15 protein-coding genes are annotated in these 20,547 nt (G+C 44.4%); 4 read left to right on the top strand and 11 right to left on the bottom strand.

The window, feature by feature from the left end:
• Nucleotides 1-65 precede the first annotated feature (65 nt).
• A complete protein-coding gene (locus tag L6421_RS00410) occupies nucleotides 66-896 on the bottom strand; it encodes a methyltransferase domain-containing protein (protein ID WP_237262001.1) in 831 nt (276 codons plus the stop codon).
• A 112-nt stretch (nucleotides 897-1,008) separates the two neighbouring features.
• On the opposite strand from L6421_RS00410, the gene L6421_RS00415 reads away from it, so the two are divergent.
• Entirely contained in the window at nucleotides 1,009-1,362 is a 354-nt protein-coding gene (locus L6421_RS00415; protein WP_237262002.1) for a putative quinol monooxygenase, read from the top strand.
• A gap of 166 nt (nucleotides 1,363-1,528) precedes the next feature.
• Entirely contained in the window at nucleotides 1,529-2,896 is a 1,368-nt protein-coding gene (locus tag L6421_RS00420; protein WP_237262003.1) for an APC family permease, read from the top strand.
• Here the strand turns inward: L6421_RS00420 and L6421_RS00425 are convergent.
• The 10 genes from L6421_RS00425 to L6421_RS00475 all read right to left on the bottom strand — a co-directional run bounded on the left by L6421_RS00425 (nucleotide 2,893) and on the right by L6421_RS00475 (nucleotide 17,969).
• The gene (locus L6421_RS00425) at nucleotides 2,893-5,994 is read right to left on the bottom strand and encodes an efflux RND transporter permease subunit (RefSeq protein WP_237262004.1); all 3,102 of its coding nucleotides are present in this window, start codon (nucleotides 5,992-5,994) and stop codon (nucleotides 2,893-2,895) included. The two genes, L6421_RS00420 and L6421_RS00425, sit on opposite strands and share 4 nt — an antisense overlap.
• Nucleotides 5,995-5,996: 2 nt before the next feature.
• Complete coding sequence (locus L6421_RS00430; protein ID WP_237262005.1) at nucleotides 5,997-7,103, bottom strand: efflux RND transporter periplasmic adaptor subunit; 1,107 nt, start codon at nucleotides 7,101-7,103, stop codon at nucleotides 5,997-5,999.
• Between the two features lie 281 nt (nucleotides 7,104-7,384).
• The gene (locus tag L6421_RS00435; protein WP_237262006.1) at nucleotides 7,385-8,131 is read right to left on the bottom strand and encodes a copper resistance protein B; all 747 of its coding nucleotides are present in this window, start codon (nucleotides 8,129-8,131) and stop codon (nucleotides 7,385-7,387) included.
• A gap of 28 nt (nucleotides 8,132-8,159) precedes the next feature.
• A complete protein-coding gene (locus L6421_RS00445) occupies nucleotides 8,160-10,193 on the bottom strand; it encodes a copper resistance system multicopper oxidase (RefSeq protein ID WP_311195285.1) in 2,034 nt (677 codons plus the stop codon).
• 64 nt (nucleotides 10,194-10,257) lie between these two features.
• Nucleotides 10,258-10,713 (bottom strand): hypothetical protein, encoded by a 456-nt coding sequence (locus L6421_RS00450; RefSeq protein WP_237262007.1) that lies wholly within the window; start codon nucleotides 10,711-10,713, stop codon nucleotides 10,258-10,260.
• A gap of 141 nt (nucleotides 10,714-10,854) precedes the next feature.
• Nucleotides 10,855-12,858 carry a putative bifunctional diguanylate cyclase/phosphodiesterase gene (locus L6421_RS00455; RefSeq protein WP_237262008.1) on the bottom strand — a complete coding sequence of 668 codons (2,004 nt, stop codon included), beginning with the start codon at nucleotides 12,856-12,858 and terminating at the stop codon, nucleotides 10,855-10,857.
• A complete protein-coding gene (locus L6421_RS00460) occupies nucleotides 12,859-13,755 on the bottom strand; it encodes an ABC transporter substrate-binding protein (protein WP_237262009.1) in 897 nt (298 codons plus the stop codon). It lies immediately after the preceding gene.
• A gap of 68 nt (nucleotides 13,756-13,823) precedes the next feature.
• A complete protein-coding gene (locus tag L6421_RS00465; protein WP_237262010.1) occupies nucleotides 13,824-16,208 on the bottom strand; it encodes an HD domain-containing phosphohydrolase in 2,385 nt (794 codons plus the stop codon).
• Between the two features lie 183 nt (nucleotides 16,209-16,391).
• Complete coding sequence (locus L6421_RS00470) at nucleotides 16,392-17,042, bottom strand: ArsR/SmtB family transcription factor (RefSeq protein ID WP_237262011.1); 651 nt, start codon at nucleotides 17,040-17,042, stop codon at nucleotides 16,392-16,394.
• Between the two features lie 24 nt (nucleotides 17,043-17,066).
• Complete coding sequence (locus L6421_RS00475; RefSeq protein WP_237262012.1) at nucleotides 17,067-17,969, bottom strand: alpha/beta hydrolase; 903 nt, start codon at nucleotides 17,967-17,969, stop codon at nucleotides 17,067-17,069.
• 127 nt (nucleotides 17,970-18,096) lie between these two features.
• Here L6421_RS00475 and L6421_RS00480 point away from each other — a divergent pair, with 127 nt between their 5' ends.
• Both L6421_RS00480 and L6421_RS00485 read left to right on the top strand, forming a co-directional pair.
• Nucleotides 18,097-19,383: an MFS transporter gene (locus L6421_RS00480; protein WP_237262013.1), complete on the top strand. Its 1,287-nt coding sequence runs from the start codon at nucleotides 18,097-18,099 to the stop codon at nucleotides 19,381-19,383.
• Between the two features lie 162 nt (nucleotides 19,384-19,545).
• The gene (locus tag L6421_RS00485) at nucleotides 19,546-20,520 is read left to right on the top strand and encodes an AAA family ATPase (RefSeq protein WP_237262014.1); all 975 of its coding nucleotides are present in this window, start codon (nucleotides 19,546-19,548) and stop codon (nucleotides 20,518-20,520) included.
• The last annotated feature ends 27 nt before the right edge of the window (nucleotides 20,521-20,547 follow it).

Here is a 20,547-nt window from a genome sequence, read left to right on the forward strand (position 1 = left end):
AAAAGGGAGGTATTAATGGCATGTTAGCCCGGTTCAATAAATTGTTTTTTCAGTAAGCATGGGGATTAAAGCGCCCGTTTTTTCGCCAGAATATGGATGTATCGAGCCATATTCCGGTAAGTCGGTTCACGGCAGTAGCGGTATTCTAAGGCCATTAATTCATCGAGATTGGTTTGTTGTAACGCTTCGGGAGTCATATAGTCATGAAACACTCTGATGCCGGTATGCACCTCGATTTCAAACCCCCAATCCTCTAACCATTGGCAAACCTCTTCGGGGATTTGTGGATTGGGCGGTGTGAGTTTTTTACCTTTGCCCATGTAATCGTCGGTTAGCAGGCCGGGTAGCCGCCAAGCGCCTTTCAAGGTGTTGCGAATCACCACCGAATTGCGGTTATAAAACAACAAAGACAAACTGCCTCCAGGCTTTACCTTGTTAGCTACCGCTTGTAAGGTCTCTTTAGGTTGCGCTAGCCATTCCAATACGGCATGAAACAGCACCACATCAAATTGTGGCAGGCCAACGGCAACTTCTTGTGCCGGCCCTTCGATAAAGGTCGCTTTAAGTTGATGGTCGGCAAAATTCTGTTTGGCGCGCCTTAACATTTGATGCGATAAATCACATAAGGTAAGTTCATGCCCCGCTTCGGCAAACCATTGGCTTATTTGCGCAAAACCACAGCCCGCATCCCAAACGCTTAGGTGTGAACCCTTTGAATCTACTGGGCTTACCAGGCTCGGTAGGTCACTATCTTGTTTTCGATTCCGTAGCGAATCCAAGTCTTCTTTAAGCAGCTTTAATCGCCATTCACCTTTAAAGGTGTCATAGACTTTGGCTTCAAATTTATCGACCAACTTGTCGAAGTTACGGTCTTGTAGAGGGTGAGGTTTTTTCATGCGGTTATTTTATAAGAGTTAGCCGCTGAACCCTACTGTTAAATGTGATTTGATTGACGTCTTGGGTCAGCATGCCTAAACTGGACTTTTAATTTTCTACGAGTGTCTCGCCATGTCTTCAAAAGTTTACTGTTTAGCCCAATTTCAACCTAAGCCTGGCAAAGCGTCCGAGCTGTTTAAGGTTTTGCAAAGTTTAGAGCCGAATACCTTGAGAGAAGATGGTTGTTTGCAATATCGTGTCACTCGCCATATTTCCAGCCCATTTGCAGAAGGGAGCAGTTTTCCGATTGTTTTTAATGAAATCTGGGCGGATATGACTGCGTTTGAGGCACATTGTCAACGTCAGGAGATTGTGGACTTTTTCAATGATTATTGTTTAGCTGAAGATGGCTTGGCGGCCGATTGGAATGTCTGTGTCTATAGCGATGAGCCAGAAAATTATGATGCGCCTAAGTCAACGAGCTAATCGCTACAGTGGCTTGTTTGGCGACCAAGCTTGAAACGCCTTTCTTGAGCCGAGATATCGAGTGTATCGGGGTAAAAATAAAACCATGACCGTTCTTACCTGCTGAAACATAGACCAACGGCTATGAATTCAGTTTCAAGTAGCTTAACCATCAAGAGCACTGACTATGTCTGAAATTTCTCAACTAGCAACTCCGCAGATACATCGCAAACGTAACAAGGATTTAGGCGTTCTTGAACTGGTTGCCATCGCCTTAGGTGGGATGGTCGGCGGTGGTATCTTTACCATTTTAGGGGTTTCGGTGTCGATGATTGGTGTCTACACGCCTATTGCCATCTCATTGGGCGGATTGCTCGCCGCTTTGGCCGCCTACTCTTATATCAAACTTGGGGTTTATTACAAAGACGAAGGGGCGACCTACTCATTTTACAAAAAGACCTTTCCCAATTCCGCCTTTGCGGCCTCCTTGGTTGGCTGGTGGGTGGTTTTCGGTTATATCAGCACCCTAGCGCTATACGCTTATACCTTTGCCTCTTATGCGATCAGTAGCTTTGAATTTGCCAATAATGAATGGGTGCGTAAAGCGGTGGCAGGCCTGGTCATTCTGGTGTTTACCCTGATTAATATCTGGAGTGTAAAAGGCATGGGAAAAATCGAAGATTTGATGGTCTATACCAAGCTACTGATTTTGGCGATTATCTCCTTTGTCTTAATCAATAACAGCCAGACTTCTTTGCCTGTGTTGGTTTCCCAAGAGCAAGATATCAGCGTGTTATCGATTGTGATTGTTGCCTCGATTACTTTTGTGGCTTATGAAGGTTTTCAACTGGTGATAAATGCGGTAAACGAAATGGATGAACCCGATAAGAGCATTCCTAAAGCCATCTATTTGGCTTTATTTCTGGCCATGCTCATTTACATTGTGTTGTCGATTGGCGCCATTTTAGCGATTCCGTTTGCCGATATCATTCAAAATAAAGAGTACGCCTTAGCGGCGGGAACGGGCAATGTCTTAGGGCACTGGGGAACGGATTTAGTCATTTTGGGAGCGCTATTGGCAACCAGTAGTGCAATCAGTGGCACGGTGTTTGGCGCTTCTCGACAAATGGCGGTCATTGCCCAAGATGGCTACTTTCCATCCGTTTTAGCTAAACGTAATTTGCGAACACCGGTCAATGCCATTATCACCATGGCAAGTCTGGCGTTTTTATTGGTATTGGCGGGCAGCTTAGAAGTGATTTTGGAGTTTGGTAGCGTTACCTTTTTATTGGTCTCACTATTGATGGCTTACGCCAACTTTTGCATGCGAAAGCTAACCAAATCATCGGCATGGATAACCGCTTTAGCCCTGATAGGTTTGTTGATGGCCACCTTTTTTATCCTGTTTTATGAACTCAACAATCAACCCGAGCAGATGCTGTTTATTCTCATCATCTATGTACTGCTCACCATGGGTTCATGGTTTTATTCAAGGCATAGACAATCATCCAGAGTGGAAAACTTAGATGAATCTAAGCCAGATAAATTGGCTTAGATTTTCTGTTTTAAAGCTTTTTCCAGTTTATGGGTAGAGGCCAGTGGTGAACCGCTGTTTTTGGCGATTAGGGCGTAGGCGCTTGGAATGATGAATAGGCTTAATAGGGTAGAGAAAGCCACGCCAAAAAACAGCACGATACCTAAAATATAGCGGGTTTCTGCTCCGGCACCACTTGATAAAATCAGAGGGATGGTGCCGGCGATGGTGGTAATGGCGGTCATTAAAATCGGTCTTAAACGCAGTTGGGTGGCGCTGACCAGGGCGTGATAGGTTGTGAGTCCTTGGTCACGCAGTTGGTTGGTGAACTCGACGATTAAAATCCCGTTTTTGGTGGCTAGACCGAGTAACAACACCAGGGCGATTTGGCTGTAGATATTCAAGCTCAGGTTAAAGGCCAATAATGCTATTAACCCGCCCGCCAACGCCAAGGGCACGGTAAAGAGGATGACCAGCGGGTGTATAAAGCTTTCAAATTGTGCGGCCAACACTAAAAATACCACTAAGATGCCGAGCAAGAACACAAAATAGAATGAATTGGTGCTGTTTTTAAAGTCGCGAGACTGGCCCTTAAAGTCAATAATGGCTTCTGGCGGCAGGGTGGCACGGGTTAAGGCGGTAAGGTCGTTCAAGGCTTGATCGAGCGAGTAGCCGTCTTCCAGTTTGGCGGATAAGGTCATGGAGCGCACACGGTTATAGCGGTTTAGGCTAGAGGCTTCACCGGAGGTGCTGAAATGGGTGACTTCCGACAGTGGAATCATCTCTTTGGTGGTATCCGAACGCAGATAGATTTGCTGTAAGTCTTCAGCGGATTGGAACCACTGATGGTCGGCTTTGACCAGGATATCGATCTCTTCACCTTGGTTTTGGTAGGTGGTGATTTTTTTACTGCCCAATAGAACCTGTAGGGTTTCGGTTAAGCCTTGATGTGAAATGCCCAGAGCGGCCGCTTTGGCATAATCCACCTGTAAACGCAGTTGCGGTTTATTGGGTTCGTAATCCCAATCTAAACCTACCAGGCCTGGGTTATCGGCCTGAATCGCTTGGTTCATCATCTCTTGCCACTGCTCGAGTTCTTCATAACTTGAACCGCCAATCACGAACTGCACCGGTTTTTGAATGCGTCCACCAATGGGCGAACGCATCACCGGGCTGGCTTTTACGCCGCTTAAATCGGCAAGTTTTTTCTTGACCTCCGCCATGATTGTGTAGGCATTACGGCGCTTTGACCAGTCTTCCAACACCACGATGACAAAGCCGGTATTGAAGATTTCGGTGCTGCTGAAAGAGCGGGGCGCACGTATCAGTAAACGTTTGGCTTCACCATTGTCCACCAGTGGCATGAGGCGCTCTTCGATTTCATTCATGTAGCTTTGCATGTATTCAAAAGTGGCGCCTTCTGGCCCTTTGACCATCACAAAAAACGCGCCGCGGTCTTCTTTGGGTACGTATTCCTTAGGCACGTCTTGAACATAAAACAGGCTGGCAGCAATCACGCCAAAAAACACCAGAATGCTCAACCAGGCATGGCGTAAATTCTTAACCAATAGTTTTTTAAAGAAGTGGGACGGGGTTTTTTTAGGTTTTTTTTCAGAGGCATGTTCTTGGGTTTGAACTGCACGGCCCTTTAACAAGATGGAGGCTAAGGCGGGTGATAAGGTGAGAGCCACCCAGCTTGAGAAAATCACCGCCACTGCGAGGGTGATGGAAAACTCGGAGAACAATCGGCCAATTTGGCCTTCCAGAAAGGCGATGGGCAGGAAAACCGCAATCAGTGTCAAGGTGGTGGCAACCACCGCAAACCCGACCTGACGAGTGCCCAAAAACGCCGCCGCAATCGGTTTATGCCCCATATCGATATGACGTTGGGTATTTTCTAACACCACAATGGCATCATCCACCACCAAGCCAATCGCCAGCACTAACGCGAGCAAGGTCAGCAGGTTGATGGAAAAATCCAAACTCCAGAGAACGCCAAAAGTGGCAATCAGCGATACCGGTAAGGTCACCATCGGCACTAGGGCAACCCGCCAGCTTTTCAAGAAAGCCAATATGACCAACGAAACCAAACCAAGAGAGATGAACAGTGTTTTATACACTTCATTCACCGCTTGTTGCACAAATACCGAGGAATCATAACTGTCGTTGAGTGTCAGGCCTTCAGGCAGCGATTGATTGACTATGGCTTTACGTTCACGTGCCAATTGAGCCACCGTTAAGGTATTGGCGGTGGATTGCTTGATAATACCAACACCCACCATCGGCACACCATTGCCTTTAAACAGGCGACGTTTCTCGATGGCACCGAGTTTGACCTCGGCCACATCCGCGAGGGTGAGTTGGCCGACTTGTAGGTCTTGTTTGATGATCAGGTTTTTAAAGTCATCTATCGAACTGAGCGGTTTGTCGGCCTGAATGGTAAACAGAATATGTTCCCCTTGCAGGGAACCCACCGGCAACTCAACGTTGGCGGCGCGTAATTGGCTTTCGATATCTTGCGTGCTCACCCCATACAAAGCCATTTTTTGTGGGTTTAACCAAATGCGTAAGGCGTAGGATTGACCTCCGCCCACTCGTACCCTTGCCACGCCGTCCAACACCGAAAATCGGTCTACTAGATAACGTTCGGCATAGTCGGTCAGTTGCGGCACGGTCATTTGGTCGCTGGCCAGGTTAAACCACAGAATGACGTTTTCATCGCCGTCCACTTTCTCCACTTCGGGGGCGGTGGCTTGTTCAGGGAGGTTGTCGGCTATGCGCGCCACACGGTCACGAATGTCATTGGCGGCATCATCAATATCGCGTTCAATCGAGAATTCGACTTTGATGCGTGAGCGACCATCACTCGAGGTGGATTCAATATATTGAATACCGGAAACCCCAGAGATGCGGTTTTCAATCAGTTTGGTAATGCGGTTTTCAACCACCTTGGCGGAGGCACCCAAGTAGGTGGTATCGATGGTGACAATCGGAGCGTCCACATTGGGGTATTCACGCAGGCTCATGCGGTCAAAGGCCATCAAGCCAAACGCCAACAACAGCAATGAGGCCACGGTGGCCAATACAGGTCGTTTTACAGAAGTATCAGATAGCCACATGGTTACGGGTTCTTTACGGGTGGTTGAGTTGATTGTTTGGCTTTTTTGCTAGGTTGTAGCAACTGTTCTTGTGAGGTGTGGTTTTCCATGCCTTTAATCGCTACCGGCGTTTTACGATTGACCCGCATCACCCCTTGGCTGACCACGATATCGCCAGCATTCAAACCGCTTAGAATCTCGGTGCGGCTGGCTCCAATCTCACCACTTTCCACCAAAACTTTTTCGGCTTTATAAAGATTATCTTTATCGGCCGTCAAACGGTAGACAAACTCTTTATCACCCAACATCAGCAGGGCGGTATTGGGGATGGTGAGCTGTTGCTTATCCTCTAATTGTATTTGCGCTTGCGCCATCATATTGGCTTTAAGTTGTTGATTAGAATTGGGTATGGTCGCTTGAATTTGCAATAAGCGTGTACTGGCTTGCAACCGAGGTGAGATGGCACTGACATGCCCATGAAAAACCTGTTTGCCAAAGGCGGAGGTGGTGAGTGTCACGGGTTGGCCTATTTTCAACTCGGTTAAATAGCGATTGGGGATATACATGTCGAGCTTCATGCTGTTGATGTCGTCAAGGCTAACAATGGCCTCTCCTTCCGAGACATTGGTACCGACGGTATAGGTCGAAAACCCAAGCTGACCGCTAAATGGAGCGACGATTTTACGGTCATTCAGGCTGGCTTGGATGATTTTTCTTTGCGCTATGGCGGTTAGCCATTCACGGTATTTTTCGTCAACCAAAGACTGGGTGACCGTATTGGTTTTTACCGCACGTTTCACTCGTTGGTATTGCGCAAGAGCCTCTTGTTCTAGAGCTTGAGCCTCTTGCAGCGCGGCAAGTTCTTCTGCGTTTTTGAGTTCAAGCAGTAAATCGCCTTGTTTGACCATCTGCCCTGATTGAAAATGGATGGCTTTGATGGTGTCAGCCGCATTGGCAGAGAGTTGGGTGGAGTGGCTGGCTTGCAACACGCCCAGAGATTTGATGATTTGAGGATTGGATTCAATGCTGGCTTGATAGGCGATGACTTCAACCGCCGGTTTGGCATAGGCGAGATTGAGTGGTAAGCAACCCGCTAAAAAAGCCGCTAGATAAAATGAAAACTGACGCATTGCATTCAAACCATTAATTTATAAAGTTAACTGAATTTTATGCGCTATTAGGTAGATTGCAAAGTCATTTGATGGGCAATGTATTGAGTAATGTTGGATTTGCTGGATTGGCAAGGCATTGAAATGCGATTTGTATTGAAGACAAACATAATTTTGTTAAAGCATGGAACCACAAGTCACAAAAGCACTATGAGTTTACGTTTTTACAAATTTTATAAACCTACCAGGCCTGGTAGGTTTAGTTTTAAGCTTTTTAAAAACATTTAGATGGTTTTATTTCTCTAAAACCAAAAACGCAAACCCGCCACTAAAGCGCTCTCAAAATCTTCTTTATGATAGTCTGCGGTTTGACCATAGGTTTTATGAAACTCCACGCCAATATAGGGTGCAAATTCACGTTTGATTTCATAACGTAGCCTGAGCCCTAACGCAATCGAAGACAGACCAGACCCGAGTTGCAGTTCTGGAATATCATCGCTATAAGCATTGGCCTCAAGTTCGGAAGAGAGGATTAATCTTTGGGTGAACAAGGTGTCATACTCGGTGGCGAGACGTAACCCTAAAGTACCGTCAGAATCGACTAGGGCATAAGCATTGGTTTCAAAAAAATAGGGTGCCATACCGGATAGACCAATTACTCCCCAGTTATGAGTGTCATTTTCGTGAGTGTCATAACCTAATCCCAGCTGAATATCCCAATAAGGGGCGATACCGTGTCCATATAACAGCATATTTTCGCTGGAAGTTTCACCATCGACACTTTCCCCCTTGGATTTTAAGACCAAACGTTGGATGTCCTTCATGACCCAAGCGTTTAACGCCCATACTTTGGGGTTATGATTGGCGTTGGTGATTTCAAATTTATTCATGGCGACCTTGGTGACAACCGGTTCATCCATCATGCCCGCGTTGGCTATGTTAGAAAACGTAGTGGCACTTATCATCAAGCTATAGAGAATCACACCTCGCAATTGGGTATACAGGCCTGGTTGTTTTGTAAAATGGTTTGTATTTGAATTTGTGTTCATGTTATTTCTCCTTATCTGTTTTAACTGATTACGCCACAATGACTTTTCTAAACATGCCCGCCATGTGATACAGCATGTGGCAGTGATAAGCCCAAACCCCTTTGGCATCCACCGTTACTCGGTAACTGATACGAGCACCCGGCTGAACCACAATGGTGTGTTTTCTGGGTAGATAATTCAGGTCACCGGTTTCCAAATCACTCCACATACCGTGTAAATGCATGGGGTGATTCATCATGGTGTTGTTGATAAAGGTAATACGAATTCGTTCGCCAAATTTAAAATGCATCGGCTCCGCTTTAGAGTAGGGAACCCCGTCAATTGACCACATATAACGTTCCATATTTCCCGTTAAGTTAAGAACAATTTCGCGGTCAGGCTTGGGTTCTAAATTGGTCGGGTAAAGGTTGCGTAAATCGGCATAGGTCAATACTTTACGGCCGTTATTACGCAAACCCACGCCAGGGTCACTTAAACGGTATTGCGCATCTTCAGCCCGCATATTGGTATGTGGCCCCCATTTGATCTTGGCTTGCTCAACAGGCCAGTCGGCCACTTCTAGATTGGCATTCGGTTGCAACCTTTGTTTCAGTGCAGGCGTGTCATGCTCCATAGCGTGATTCATGCTTTGATGTTGCGAGTGATCCATTGCGGACATATCGGGCGTGTTTTGGTTCATCTCTTGGTGTTGAGAGTGATCCATTGCGGACATATCGGGTGTATCGTGGTTCATCTCTTGGTGTTGAGAGTGATCCATTGCGGACATATCGGGTGTATCGTGGTTCATCTCTTGGTGTTGAGAGTGTTCCATTGACGGCATCACCTTCATGTCATGCATATCGTGATGCATGCCCGGCATGGAGTGATCCATCTTACTCATATCCATTGCCATATCGCTATGTCCTAAGATGGGTAACGGGTCTAGCTCTGGTGTGTCGGCAATAAGGTTGGCATCGGTGGTTAAACTCCCTATTGCGTAACCAGAACGGTCTAACGCTTGAGCGAAGACCGCATAGGCCTGCTCATGTTGCGGCTCAACTAACACGTCGTAGGTTTCCGCCACCCCAATTCGTAATTGATCGACTTCAACAGGTTGTACTAAGTTGCCGTCAGAGGCGATGACGGTCATTTTTAGCCCAGGGATATGAATATCAAAAAAGGTCATTGCCGAACTATTGATAAAACGCAAACGTACCTTTTCACCTGGCTTAAACACGCCACGCCAATGGGTAGACGGGTTAGCTCCATTCATCAAGTAGGTGTAAGTGGCTCCGGTTACGTCAGAGAGGTCTCGGTCCATCATCGACATTTCATTCCACATCTTGCGGTTGTTAAACGCAGTCATAAAACCGTTTTCTTGGACTTCGCTAAAAAAGTCACCAAGGGTTCGTTGCTGGTAATTGTAGTAATCCGGCATGCGTTTCAGGTTTTTCACCACATCATGGGGATCTTCATCGGTCCAGTCCGAAAGTTGAATGACATGGTCATGCTGGTAGTGATAGGGATCTTTCTGCTTTGGCAGAATAACGATGGAACCGTACATGCCGTTTTGTTCTTGAAAGCCTGAATGGCTGTGATACCAGTAACTACCGTGTTGCTGGACCTTAAATTTATAGGTAAAGGTTTCGCCAGGCTTAATGCCATCGAAGGTGAGCCCTGGCACGCCATCCATTTCAAAAGGCAAAATAATGCCGTGCCAGTGAATGGAAGTCATTTCATCTAAATGATTGGTCACATGCAGTGTGACTTCATCACCTTCACGCCAAATTAAGGTAGGGCTTGGCAACATATTGTTTATCGTGGTGGCAAGCTGCGGTGTACCGGTGAAGTTGACGATAGAGGTGCCAATATCCAGATGAAATTCGGTGCCGGAAAGTACTTTGGTGTTTTGCACGTGGGATTGATTTTGTATCCCACCTGGCGTGCTGGCAAGTAGCTGGGTGGGATTAAACCCGACTCCGGCCATAGTGCTACTCATGACCGCACCCTTAATAAAAGTACGGCGAGTGAGGCTATTCGGTTGTGAATCATTGGAACGAATAGAAAGATTTTGAGTGTTCATGGTTAACTCCTAAATTTTAAATACAGTGAGCCACAGTCAATTAAGCTGTGAATGTGTTTAAAAATTAAGCGTTAAAGAGAGGCGGTCGAAGTTCGGGGGAGGTCGTTCGGCTAATGAACTGGGTTTTTGGAGTATCGGTTTTGCTGGATTGTTCTAGAGCGATTAATTCAATCGAAGAGGTTACGGTCAAAGCGGAAACGGCCGCGATACCCAAACAACTGCTGTCATGACAGTTCAAATCACACAGGTGAATACCTGGTTCGCAACAGGGCATAGGAGATGCGTTTTGTGGCATATTTGCTGAAAAGTCGTCTTGCATGAAATCAACCATAGACGGATTCATGTCTGGACTCATGGCATGTATATCCATCGCTGAATTGCCGTGCATCATCTGTTTCATGTGCATTTCGTGAGAATGATTTGCAGAACCTTGATACACCATCAAACCTTCGGCAAAGACTGGCCGAATCATTAGCGAGAGAGCTAATAACAACAGTAGATAAGGTTTAATGGATTTCATAATGACTGATATTTCATGCAGTTAATTCTGGTTAATTCCTTACTAATCTACTCAAGTATTGGTTTTTTTGCAAATTAAAATGGGTAAAAATTGAATGACCAGGCCTGGTCATTCAATTTTAGGTAAATAGAGCGGTTAGGGTTAAGTCGCGAGCGGTTTGTTGGTTCTGTTGACCAAATCGATAAAGTCTTTGTTGGGTAGGGGCTTGCTACATAGATAACCTTGATAAACCTCGCAATCAAGCACTTTTAGAAACTCTAATTGCTCCGGTCTTTCGACCCCTTCGGCGACCACGTTGATCTTTAGGTTGTGGGCCATATTGACAATGGTCTGTATGAAAACCGAGCCGGAGTGTGAGGCGTAGTCATCTAAAAACGATTTATCGATTTTTAAGGTATTGATCGGGAAGTTTTTCAAATAGGCTAAAGAGGAGTAGCCAGTACCAAAATCATCTAGAGAGGTAGTAATGCCAGTACCACGAATTTTTTTCAGTAGGGTCAGGTGCTCTTCGGTGTTTTGCATTAATACCGACTCGGTCACTTCAATATCAAGATATTGAGGGTTGAAATCCGATTTATAGATAAGGTCTCTTAACTTTTGAAAAAAGTGTGGATGACTAAATTGCATCGCAGAAACATTGACGGAAACAGGAATTTGAAACTGGTGCTCTTTTTGCCATTCCATTTGCTGCTGAATCGCCTGCTGCAGTATCCAGTCGCCAAGGGGAATGATCAGGCCGGTTTGTTCAGCGAGAGGGATGAATTCTAATGGAGATACCATTCCTTTAGTTGGATGGTTCCAACGGATAAGGCTCTCGGCACCAACCACTTTGCCTGATTTGATTTCCACTTTAGGTTGATAGTAGAGTTCAAATTCTTGATTTTGTAAGGCGGTGCGGAGCTGATTTTCCATCTCCACTTCAAACAAAATTTTGTTGTTAAGCGTTTCTGTGAAGTAGTGAACCTGATTTTTCCCCAGTTTTTTGGCTTCATACATGGCGATATCAGCGTTCTTCATCAAAGATTGGGCGTTCTCACCATCTTTAGGGTAAAACGCCACGCCGATACTGGCAGAAACATTGATGGCGTGATTTCTGATGATTTGTTCTTGCGCGAGTTTGTCTAGCACCCTTTGGATAATGTGATTCAATTCAATATGGCTGGCATATTGATTGATCACCATCACAAATTCATCGCCGCCAAAACGGGCAATAATGTCGTAACCTCGCAATGAAGATTCCATGATATCGGCAATCTTTATGAGCAATTCATCACCCGCATCATGGCCTAGGGTGTCATTGATATTTTTAAAGTTATCGATATCGACAAACAGATAAGCGAACTCGGTTTCATTCCTTGAAGCCTCCTCAATTAACCAAGTTAAGCGTTCATTAAGTTGTTGTCTATTGGGTAAACCACTCAGTTCATCGGTTCTTGCGGAGTGATATAGCGCTCTAGATTCTTCGCCCAAGCGTTGAAAGGTTTGCAGCATTGAACTTCTTATGGTTTCAAGCTCTCGGATTTTGAGTTTTTCGGGAACTCGATCATGGTAGTAAGCAAATTTGCGAAGCTTTTCTAAAGGGTTAATCAGGCGGATTCGAAAAATCCAATAGAGTATTACGGCAATGATGAAAGTCGGTAAAACAGAATAAATCAGATATTTACTCGAGGTTTCAGAGAAATAATTTTGCAGTGCATATTGGTTGGGATAAAGATAAATCGTCAATTCTATCTGTTCATTTTGCTTATAGTAATCAAACTTCTGACTATGCGTTTTATAGGAGCTGGAAATGTCTACCTTCGCTAAGTTTAGATTGGAATGCGTATGGTTTTTAGCAGGAATGTTTTTAATCGCAGGATCGGTTGTCAGTAGGATTTGATCCTGTTTGGCAACAATAATCGCTTTAATCAAGTTGTTTTGAGCGACCTTACGGTTAAACAGTGATTTAAAGTGGGCGATTGCTTGAATGTTTTTCAGCTCGGTAGAAAGAATGTAGCTGGTTTCATTCAGGATCTGGTGGTAATTTTCTGTAATCAGTTCGGCTTTAGTGTTTTGTTCCTTTACATAGTATATAGCGAACGAGCTATATAAACCGATGAGGACAAGAACGAAAAGGCCTGCTAAAAAGCGGTTTATAGACAGCATCTATAATAGATCCTGTATTGGGAAATTGGTTTTTTGCATTCTCTGTTGCAGGGCTTTTGGTAAAGATTTATTTAGCCACTCTATTTGTTTTAAACCGGCATTGAATTCCTCAAAACTGGTGTTTTCTAGGTAAGGTTTGACTGTTTCATAATAGGCTTTAGGGTCTTCATTGAGCGCATTAACGGCTTGATTGATGCGCTCTTTAAGCTTTATATAAGTTTGTTGGTTTTTATGGAGGCTTTCTTTGGTGGTGTATAAAGCATCCAACACTAACAAATCAGCAATTTCTTTGGTTGAACCCAAGGTTTGAAAACCAATCTTGGTTAAATCAAAGTTATAAGGGATATAGGTGGTCACAATGCTAGCGCGACTAGGCACTGACTGTTTTAATTCAGTGACAATTTTGAGTTGGTCTTTGTTGATAAAGTTGAATTGTTGGTTTTGTAAGTCGTGTAATTCAATAAATTGCTGAAAAACAAGTGAGTTGATGGAGTTTATCTCTAGATACACATCAATAGGTTGCTGGCTTGCTTTCAGCTCATCGATGGAACGATTGCCCATCACCATATCCCCACCCATTGAGCGGTCAAACATCAAAATAGGGGTCAGTTTATAGTGTTTTTCTTTGAGTTTTTGGTACTCATATTGTGTTCCCACCAATCCATCAAAATGGCCGGTATGAAAGGTCATCATGCTTTCGCCTAGAGAAACTACGGTAGAGATTTCAATATTCAGTTCTTGTAGCCAACCTTTTTCTTTGGCGTAAAACAATGGGGAATAACCAATCCAGGAATTTACCAAAATTTTAATTGGTGCATTATTGTGATGGCTACAACTCATGACAGAGAGAATCATCACCAGTAATAGTGATTTAAATAAAAAACCGATTTTTGGCATATCAACACCTTCTCTCTAAAATGAACCAGAACTTTTATAAAATCGTATCTGCTTAGCCATAAATATTTTTAATTCAATTCTAGAATAATATCATCAAGTTGAGTAGGGCTTAAATACGTATTAAAGTTTTTATATGTCCCGCTTTCGTAAAAGAATTTCAACAGGGTTTTGTCAATTTGCCCTGCGTTGGCCATTGAACATAAAATTTTAGCAATTTGTGAGAGTGTGTTTGGCTCTTTATATGGGCGATCTTTGGATGAAAGCGCCTCATAGAGGTCGGCTAAAATCAAGATTCGATCTTCTAAACGAATGTCTTTAGCGGTTAAACCTCTAGGGTAACCACTGCCGTCTAATTTTTCATGGTGATTGGCGGCAATATTGACAACACGCTCATATTTTTTAGGGAATGGTAGGGTTTTCAAGATTTCCAAAGAAACTCGAGCATGATCCATGATTTTGTCACGTTCTTGGTTGTTTAAGGTTCCAGCTCGGATGCTTAAATTGATTTTTTCATCTTCATTGATTACCGCCATGGTTTCGCCAGCTACTTGATAACGGTATTGGCTTAACTCAGCGATGCGTTTTAAATCCTCGTCTTGTAGATATGGGCTGCCTTGATTGGTGGTTTTGATAAACTGAAACAGTTCATCCAACTCATCGATTTTCGTGAGATATTCGGGGGAGTTCTGTACACGGTCCGCTACCGGCTGTCCAAGTTCGGCTTTCAGGTGCTGGATGAGTAGGTCGCGTTTCACTATTTCAATGCGGTCTTGTATTGCATTGATCCGATCGTAGACTTTTTCGAGTTTAGTCGACTTTTGCATAATGAACTCAGGGGTCGCAATCTTACCCACATCATGTAATAGGGCGGCAATGTTAATGGCATGAAGTTCCTCTGCTGTGTAATTCACCTCTTTATAAACGGTTTGATCTTCAGAGATGCCTTGGGCGATGATTTGCGAGAGTTCGGCCACCAAACGGACGTGACCGCTGGTAAACGAGCATTTCTCATCAAATGCTTTGGTCATTGTGCCAATCACCGATTCAAACAAGGTTTCTAGCTCTTTGATGAGCAGTGCGTTGGTCAGCGAGATAGCGGCTTGAGAGGCTAAAGCGGCGCTGTTTTGCTCATCATCTGCTTCAAAGGCGATGCTTTTTCCAGAGGAATCGGTTTTATTGATGAGTTGTAACACCCCTAGAAGTTCTTGGTGGGTATTCAGTAACGGTATCACCAACATCGAATGCGATTGATACCCTGTGGAGCGATCGAATTTTTTGGTACCTTCAAAGTTGAAATTTTGATTTTCATAGACATTGTCTATATTGATAACCTGTTTATTCAAAGCGCAATAATTGGCCACCATCTGTTCATTAGGTTGACCATTTTCTAGATAAAGCGGCAGATTGTCCCAGCTAATGGGTTGTGCGCTACCTCCCATATGAATATCTAAACTGCGGTTTTGTACTACGGTAAAAACCAACTCTTCTTTATTATCGGCCAAACGATATAGGGTTCCGGCATCGGCATTTGCAAAGTCCATGGCGTGTTGTAAGATCATCTCTAACAGTCTATCCAGATTTGTCTCTGAAGAAAGTGCTTGAGCGGTTGTCAGCAGTGACTGTAATTGCTTTGCATTGGCATTTGAATGTTGCATGCTGTTATGGGTGATTTGAGTTCTATTGTCTACGAGCTCAAAAGAATCACCACTTTCCAGAATGTTTTGAATGTTCCCTTTAAAGCGGAGTTGTTTTAATTCTGTGGTTACATCCTTTTCATATGCCGGTTTTACATGATAAGGAAAAACGTCAATCGGTCGTTGAATCTCATCCAAGACTTTTTGTAACAGCGTTGTCGTCAAGTGTTTGCTTGCCAGAGCCAGCTCTTCTAAATAAGAGGGAAAAGAGGTGTCGATTATCAAGCTTTGAATCGTCGAATCCTGATTGATGGTTTGAGCGATTGCAGGGTTTAAATAGGTGTCACCGGTTATCAGACAACCAATACCATTCTGTTTGACAATAAAACCACAAGCACCATCGGTATGATTGGCATCGACCACTTTAATGATCGAGTCGCCGCAGGTAATTTGTTCACCGATGGCAAGTTCTTCAAAAGAGAGCAAGGGAAGCTTCAAGGTGGGGTGTTCTATGTTTTGGAATCTCGGCCAGACAATATCATTGAAAATATGGCTTTCTAACGTCGCGATAGTCTGTTTAAGCGCATAAACTTTCAAGGGATTTGTACGTTTGGCAAAATGGGTTTCAATCAAAAAAGGTAAATCCACCAAGTGGTCAAAATGGGCATGGGTCAGAAAGACATTCTCGATTAGATTGCTTTTCTCGCCTAATGCACGCATCACGTTCCCGGCATCAATGATTGTTGTTTCATTGATTTGAAAGGATATGCAGGCCTTGTCTTTATCTAATGAGCCTGATGCACCGAGTACCTTAATCATGTTTTGCTCCAATCTAAAACGCTGGAAATGGGTTATGTTTGATTTAACTGGCAAACTACTAATAGCGAGAAAATTGAGTGCCTGTTGCTGTAGTCAACTATAGAGCTAAGAGGGGCTAATGTAAACGGCCAAGTATTTGAAAGGTATTATGAAAGTGCGCTAAAGATGAAATGGGTTTTGAGCTTACTCTTTATCAAACTGAAGCCATTCGGGATAACCTTCGGCCATTCTGCTTGCTTGGAGCTTGTGCTTGTTTAGATGTTCCACCGCTTCATAAGACCATAAGCAATAAGGCCCTCGGCAATAGACTATGATGGGTTTTTGCGGGTTGAGTTCCGGAGTTTTTTCAGCGAGTTGGTGGATGGGGATATTGATTGCCCCTTCAACGTGTCCTGCCAAATATTCATCTTGTGGACGGACATCCAGCAACTGTACCTGGTCGGTTTTTAGTGCCCGTTTGAGTTCTTTAGGGTTAAAAGGCATGAGGGGTGCGCGCGGCCCCAACTCTTGATTGAGAATATTGGCAACTTCGGTCATTTGGTTTTCAGCAATTTGGCGCATCGCTTGAATAAGCGGGATGATAGCGGTATCGCTAAGCTGATAAATGCGTTGCGCACCTTGCACTTGATTGATTACCAGGCCTGCTTGTTTTAACTGTTGTAAATGTTTAGAAACATTAGCCACACTTAATTGCAGTTTGCTGCTGATGGTGTCGACCTGTGAAGGCGATTGCGCCAAAATGTCTAAAATCAACAAACGATTGGCATGACCCAGTGATTTACCTATTTGCGCAAGTTGCTCAAATAGGCAGATTTTTAGGTTTGTGTCACTCATCTTGATACCAGGCCTGGTGGATATTTATTGGCGAATAAAGTTGACGGCGTTTTCAACCAAATCTTCAGAGAATAAGTCTAAAAAGAAGTGGTCGGAATCTTCAACGACATAAGTACTGACGTTATCATTGTGTACGTTCTCCATCTTTTTCGCTAAATCCGCAACGACCGTGTCGGCTGAACCGATAATGACGAGTGTTGGCTTAACGGCTTTTTTAAGCAGAGTGGGTGTATCCATGCGATTATCATCACGGTAATAGCTTACAAACGCTTCGGCACTTACATTGGTGTCTTTACAGTAGATGAAGTTGATGTTTTCCATTTTGGTATCGCCTTTACCCGCTTTGACCAGTGCGCTGGCCTTATCAAATAAAGGGGCCAACTCCTGATGATATTTCTTTTCATAGTCGGCGTATTCAGCTTGTTTTGACCAGGTTTGCGGGGCAATCAATACCACGTTCTTAATCATATCGCTGTCATGTTCAACGCTATACCAAGCGGTTTGGTTGCCTCCTCGCGAGTGCCCCATCAGGGTCACAGACTTTGCGCCTTGCGATTTTAGCCAATCCAGCCAAAAACCAATCTCCAACATGGCGTCATCGTGCTGATGGGTTTGGTCGATATTGCAATCGATCTCGCCGTGGCGGTTATTCACATCCAGGCTTAGGTTGGGCGCGACAGAGCTAATGCCGTTGTCGGCCAATAGCTTTTGGATGCTGCGGTAGGTTTCACGACCATTGTGAGTGGTGGTGCCGTGGGTTAATAAAACCACTTCATCGGCTAAGGTCTTACCTTCGGCCAATACCACATTGGCATTTACGGTTAGTCCGTTGAAGCTTTGCTTAACTTCTTTTGCCTGTGCTGAAAATGACATAAAAATCATGCAGATAGTAATCAGCAAAGGTTGATTGGCAAGTTTACGTAACATGTTATTCTCCAACTGTTTTTATTAGGTGTTTAAACGTTATTTTACCGCTATTTTATTGAGTAATTGTTGACAATGATAGGTTGTTTTCAATACCATTCAACCATTTGGTTGAATAAGAGAGATAGCAATGCCTTCCTCGATTGTAGAAAACGCCCAAATTTCACACGGTATCAAAGTAAATCGTCAGCAAATCATTCATCAGTTAGTTCAAGTTTTCTTGGTTGGCTGCATGATTGGTTTAACGCGAACCGTTTTACCAGGCCTGGCCAGTGCAGAGTTTGGGCTGGCACAACAACAGTTTGTGTTGTTAACGACTTTTGTTGTGGTTTTTGGATTGGTGAAAGCAGCCATGAATTTATTTGCAGGACGTTTATCAGAACGTTTTGGTCGCCGACCTGTATTGATAGCCGGTTGGTTGGTGGCGCTTCCGATACCGTTTATTCTCTATTGGGCTCCTAACTGGTATTGGATTATTGTCGCAACGGTATTTCTAGGTTTGAACCAAGGTTTAAGCTGGTCAATGGCGTTAAATAGCAAGTTGGATTTAGCTAAGGCTTCCCAGCGTGGTCTGGTCAATGGGTTGAATGAATTTTCCGGCTATGCGGCGGTAGGGATTGCTGGGCTGGTTTCCGCGAGTTTGGCGGTGACATTAGGTGCTCGTGAAGCCTTGTTTGTTTTGAGTTTGGCGGTCATGTTGTTAGGTTTGTATTTGGCGATATGTCATATTGAGGAGACCAAGTCATGGTCGGATGAGCACGCTAAACAAGCAGAGCAAGGTATAGCTGTGCCACGGAAAAATGGTGAAAAATCAGAAAGCCCAGCCAAAAGTTTCAAGCAGTTATTTGCCTTTGCAACATGGCAAGATAAGCCTTTGGTGGCTCTTAACCAAGCAGGCCTGGTAGAAAAGTTTGTGGATGCGCTGATTTGGGTGTTATTGCCCGTTTATCTTTTGGCGCAGAATATTTCACTGGTAGAGGCGAGTGCGATAATTACCATCTATGGTGTGGTTTGGGGTGGAACCCAATTGATTACCGGGCCGCTTTCCGACAAGATTGGCCGTAAGGCTTTGATTGTTGGCGGCATGTGGATTTGCGGTATCGGAAGTTATGCCTTGATTCAAACCAATACGATTTGGATTTGGAGCCTTGAGGCCGCTTTGATTGGTGTAGGTATGGCAATGCTTTATCCAACCTTAGGAGCGGCGGTTGCGGACAACAGCTCAGCGCATGAACGCGCCTCTTTATTGGGTGTGTACCGATTTTGGCGTGATTTTGGGTATGCGATAGGTGCGTTGTTAATGGGCTTGGTGGCTCAATATACGGGACAAATTGAAAGTGCATTTGAACTGGTTGCCGTGTCAATGTTGTTATCAGGCCTACTGGTTGTATTATGGGTGCCAAGTAAAAGGCCGTAAAACTAAGTGGATTGATTTCATAACGCGGATTTATGACAGATTTGGTTTTATGAAAAATATGCCTATTTAGGCATTAAGCGATAGAATAAAAAAGATAAAGATTATAAGTAAGCTTACGTTGACTGATTGGTGGTTGGCAATAGCGTTTTAGGAAGAAAGATTATGTCTATTCAAGCAGAGTTCCAAACATTAAAACAGCACTTACAGACAGTGATTGTTGGTCAAGAAGCCCTATTAGATAAGATGCTCATTGCCTTATTGACTGGTGGACATGTTTTGCTTGAGGGGCCTCCAGGTTTGGCTAAGACCACCGCGGTTAAAACCTTGGCAACGGGTGTGCATGCCAGTTTTCAGCGCATTCAATTCACGCCGGACTTAATGCCGGGTGATGTGATGGGTTCTGATGTTTTAGATGTGAACACCGGGGCGTTGAGTTTTGTTAAAGGACCGATTTTCAATGAGATTGTTTTGGCGGATGAAATCAACCGTGCGCCCCCCAAGGTTCAGTCGGCGTTATTGGAAGCGATGGCCGAAAAACAAGTCACCGCAGGCGGACAAACCCGTGCTTTGCCAGAGATGTTTTTGGTGATGGCCACCCAGAACCCATTGGAGCAGAGTGGAACTTATCCACTGCCCGAGGCGCAGTTAGACCGTTTCATGTTGCATGTGGTGTTGGATTATCCCGATGAAGCCGAAGAGTTGGAGATCTTACGCCGTGACAGAGCCCATCATTTTGGTGAAGATAAAGACGCTTTCAACGCCTTTTTAACCCCAGAGAAAGTCATTCATGCCCGCCACTCAGTAGCCGAACAATATGTGTCCGAATCGGTAGAGCGTTATATGGTGGCACTGATTGCGGCAACACGTAAATTGGGTGAACTGGATAGCGTTATGCAAGGTGTTTTGGAGGTGGGTGCGTCACCTCGCGCTTCGATTGCCCTGTTACATGCCGCTAGTGCTTATGCTTGGTTGCAAGGTCGTGATTTTGTTACGCCTGATGATGTCATCACCTTGCTGCCTGATGTATTACGTCACCGTTTGATTGTCAGTTTTAGCGGCCGAGCGCAAAAGTGGACGCCAGATTCGATTATTCAAAAACTGATTGAATTGGTGCCTGTGCCAATGCTTGAGCAATAGCCAAAAGGCATTGTTTAGGTTGATGGA

It is taken from the genome of Thiomicrorhabdus immobilis (genome assembly GCF_021654855.1).
GTDB lineage: Bacteria > Pseudomonadota > Gammaproteobacteria > Thiomicrospirales > Thiomicrospiraceae > Thiomicrorhabdus > Thiomicrorhabdus immobilis.

Excerpts from the sequence above, each read along its gene's own strand:
- L6421_RS00410 (WP_237262001.1), bottom strand. The coding sequence starts at position 896 with ATGAAAAAACCTCACCCTCTACAAGACCGTAACTTCGACAAGTTGGTC.
- L6421_RS00415 (WP_237262002.1), top strand. The coding sequence starts at position 1,009 with ATGTCTTCAAAAGTTTACTGTTTAGCCCAATTTCAACCTAAGCCTGGC.
- L6421_RS00420 (WP_237262003.1), top strand. The coding sequence starts at position 1,529 with ATGTCTGAAATTTCTCAACTAGCAACTCCGCAGATACATCGCAAACGT.
- L6421_RS00425 (WP_237262004.1), bottom strand. The coding sequence starts at position 5,994 with ATGTGGCTATCTGATACTTCTGTAAAACGACCTGTATTGGCCACCGTG.
- L6421_RS00430 (WP_237262005.1), bottom strand. The coding sequence starts at position 7,103 with ATGCGTCAGTTTTCATTTTATCTAGCGGCTTTTTTAGCGGGTTGCTTA.
- L6421_RS00435 (WP_237262006.1), bottom strand. The coding sequence starts at position 8,131 with ATGAACACAAATTCAAATACAAACCATTTTACAAAACAACCAGGCCTG.
- L6421_RS00445 (WP_311195285.1), bottom strand. The coding sequence starts at position 10,193 with ATGAACACTCAAAATCTTTCTATTCGTTCCAATGATTCACAACCGAAT.
- L6421_RS00450 (WP_237262007.1), bottom strand. The coding sequence starts at position 10,713 with ATGAAATCCATTAAACCTTATCTACTGTTGTTATTAGCTCTCTCGCTA.
- L6421_RS00455 (WP_237262008.1), bottom strand. The coding sequence starts at position 12,858 with ATGCTGTCTATAAACCGCTTTTTAGCAGGCCTTTTCGTTCTTGTCCTC.
- L6421_RS00460 (WP_237262009.1), bottom strand. The coding sequence starts at position 13,755 with ATGCCAAAAATCGGTTTTTTATTTAAATCACTATTACTGGTGATGATT.
- L6421_RS00465 (WP_237262010.1), bottom strand. The coding sequence starts at position 16,208 with ATGATTAAGGTACTCGGTGCATCAGGCTCATTAGATAAAGACAAGGCC.
- L6421_RS00470 (WP_237262011.1), bottom strand. The coding sequence starts at position 17,042 with ATGAGTGACACAAACCTAAAAATCTGCCTATTTGAGCAACTTGCGCAA.
- L6421_RS00475 (WP_237262012.1), bottom strand. The coding sequence starts at position 17,969 with ATGTTACGTAAACTTGCCAATCAACCTTTGCTGATTACTATCTGCATG.
- L6421_RS00480 (WP_237262013.1), top strand. The coding sequence starts at position 18,097 with ATGCCTTCCTCGATTGTAGAAAACGCCCAAATTTCACACGGTATCAAA.
- L6421_RS00485 (WP_237262014.1), top strand. The coding sequence starts at position 19,546 with ATGTCTATTCAAGCAGAGTTCCAAACATTAAAACAGCACTTACAGACA.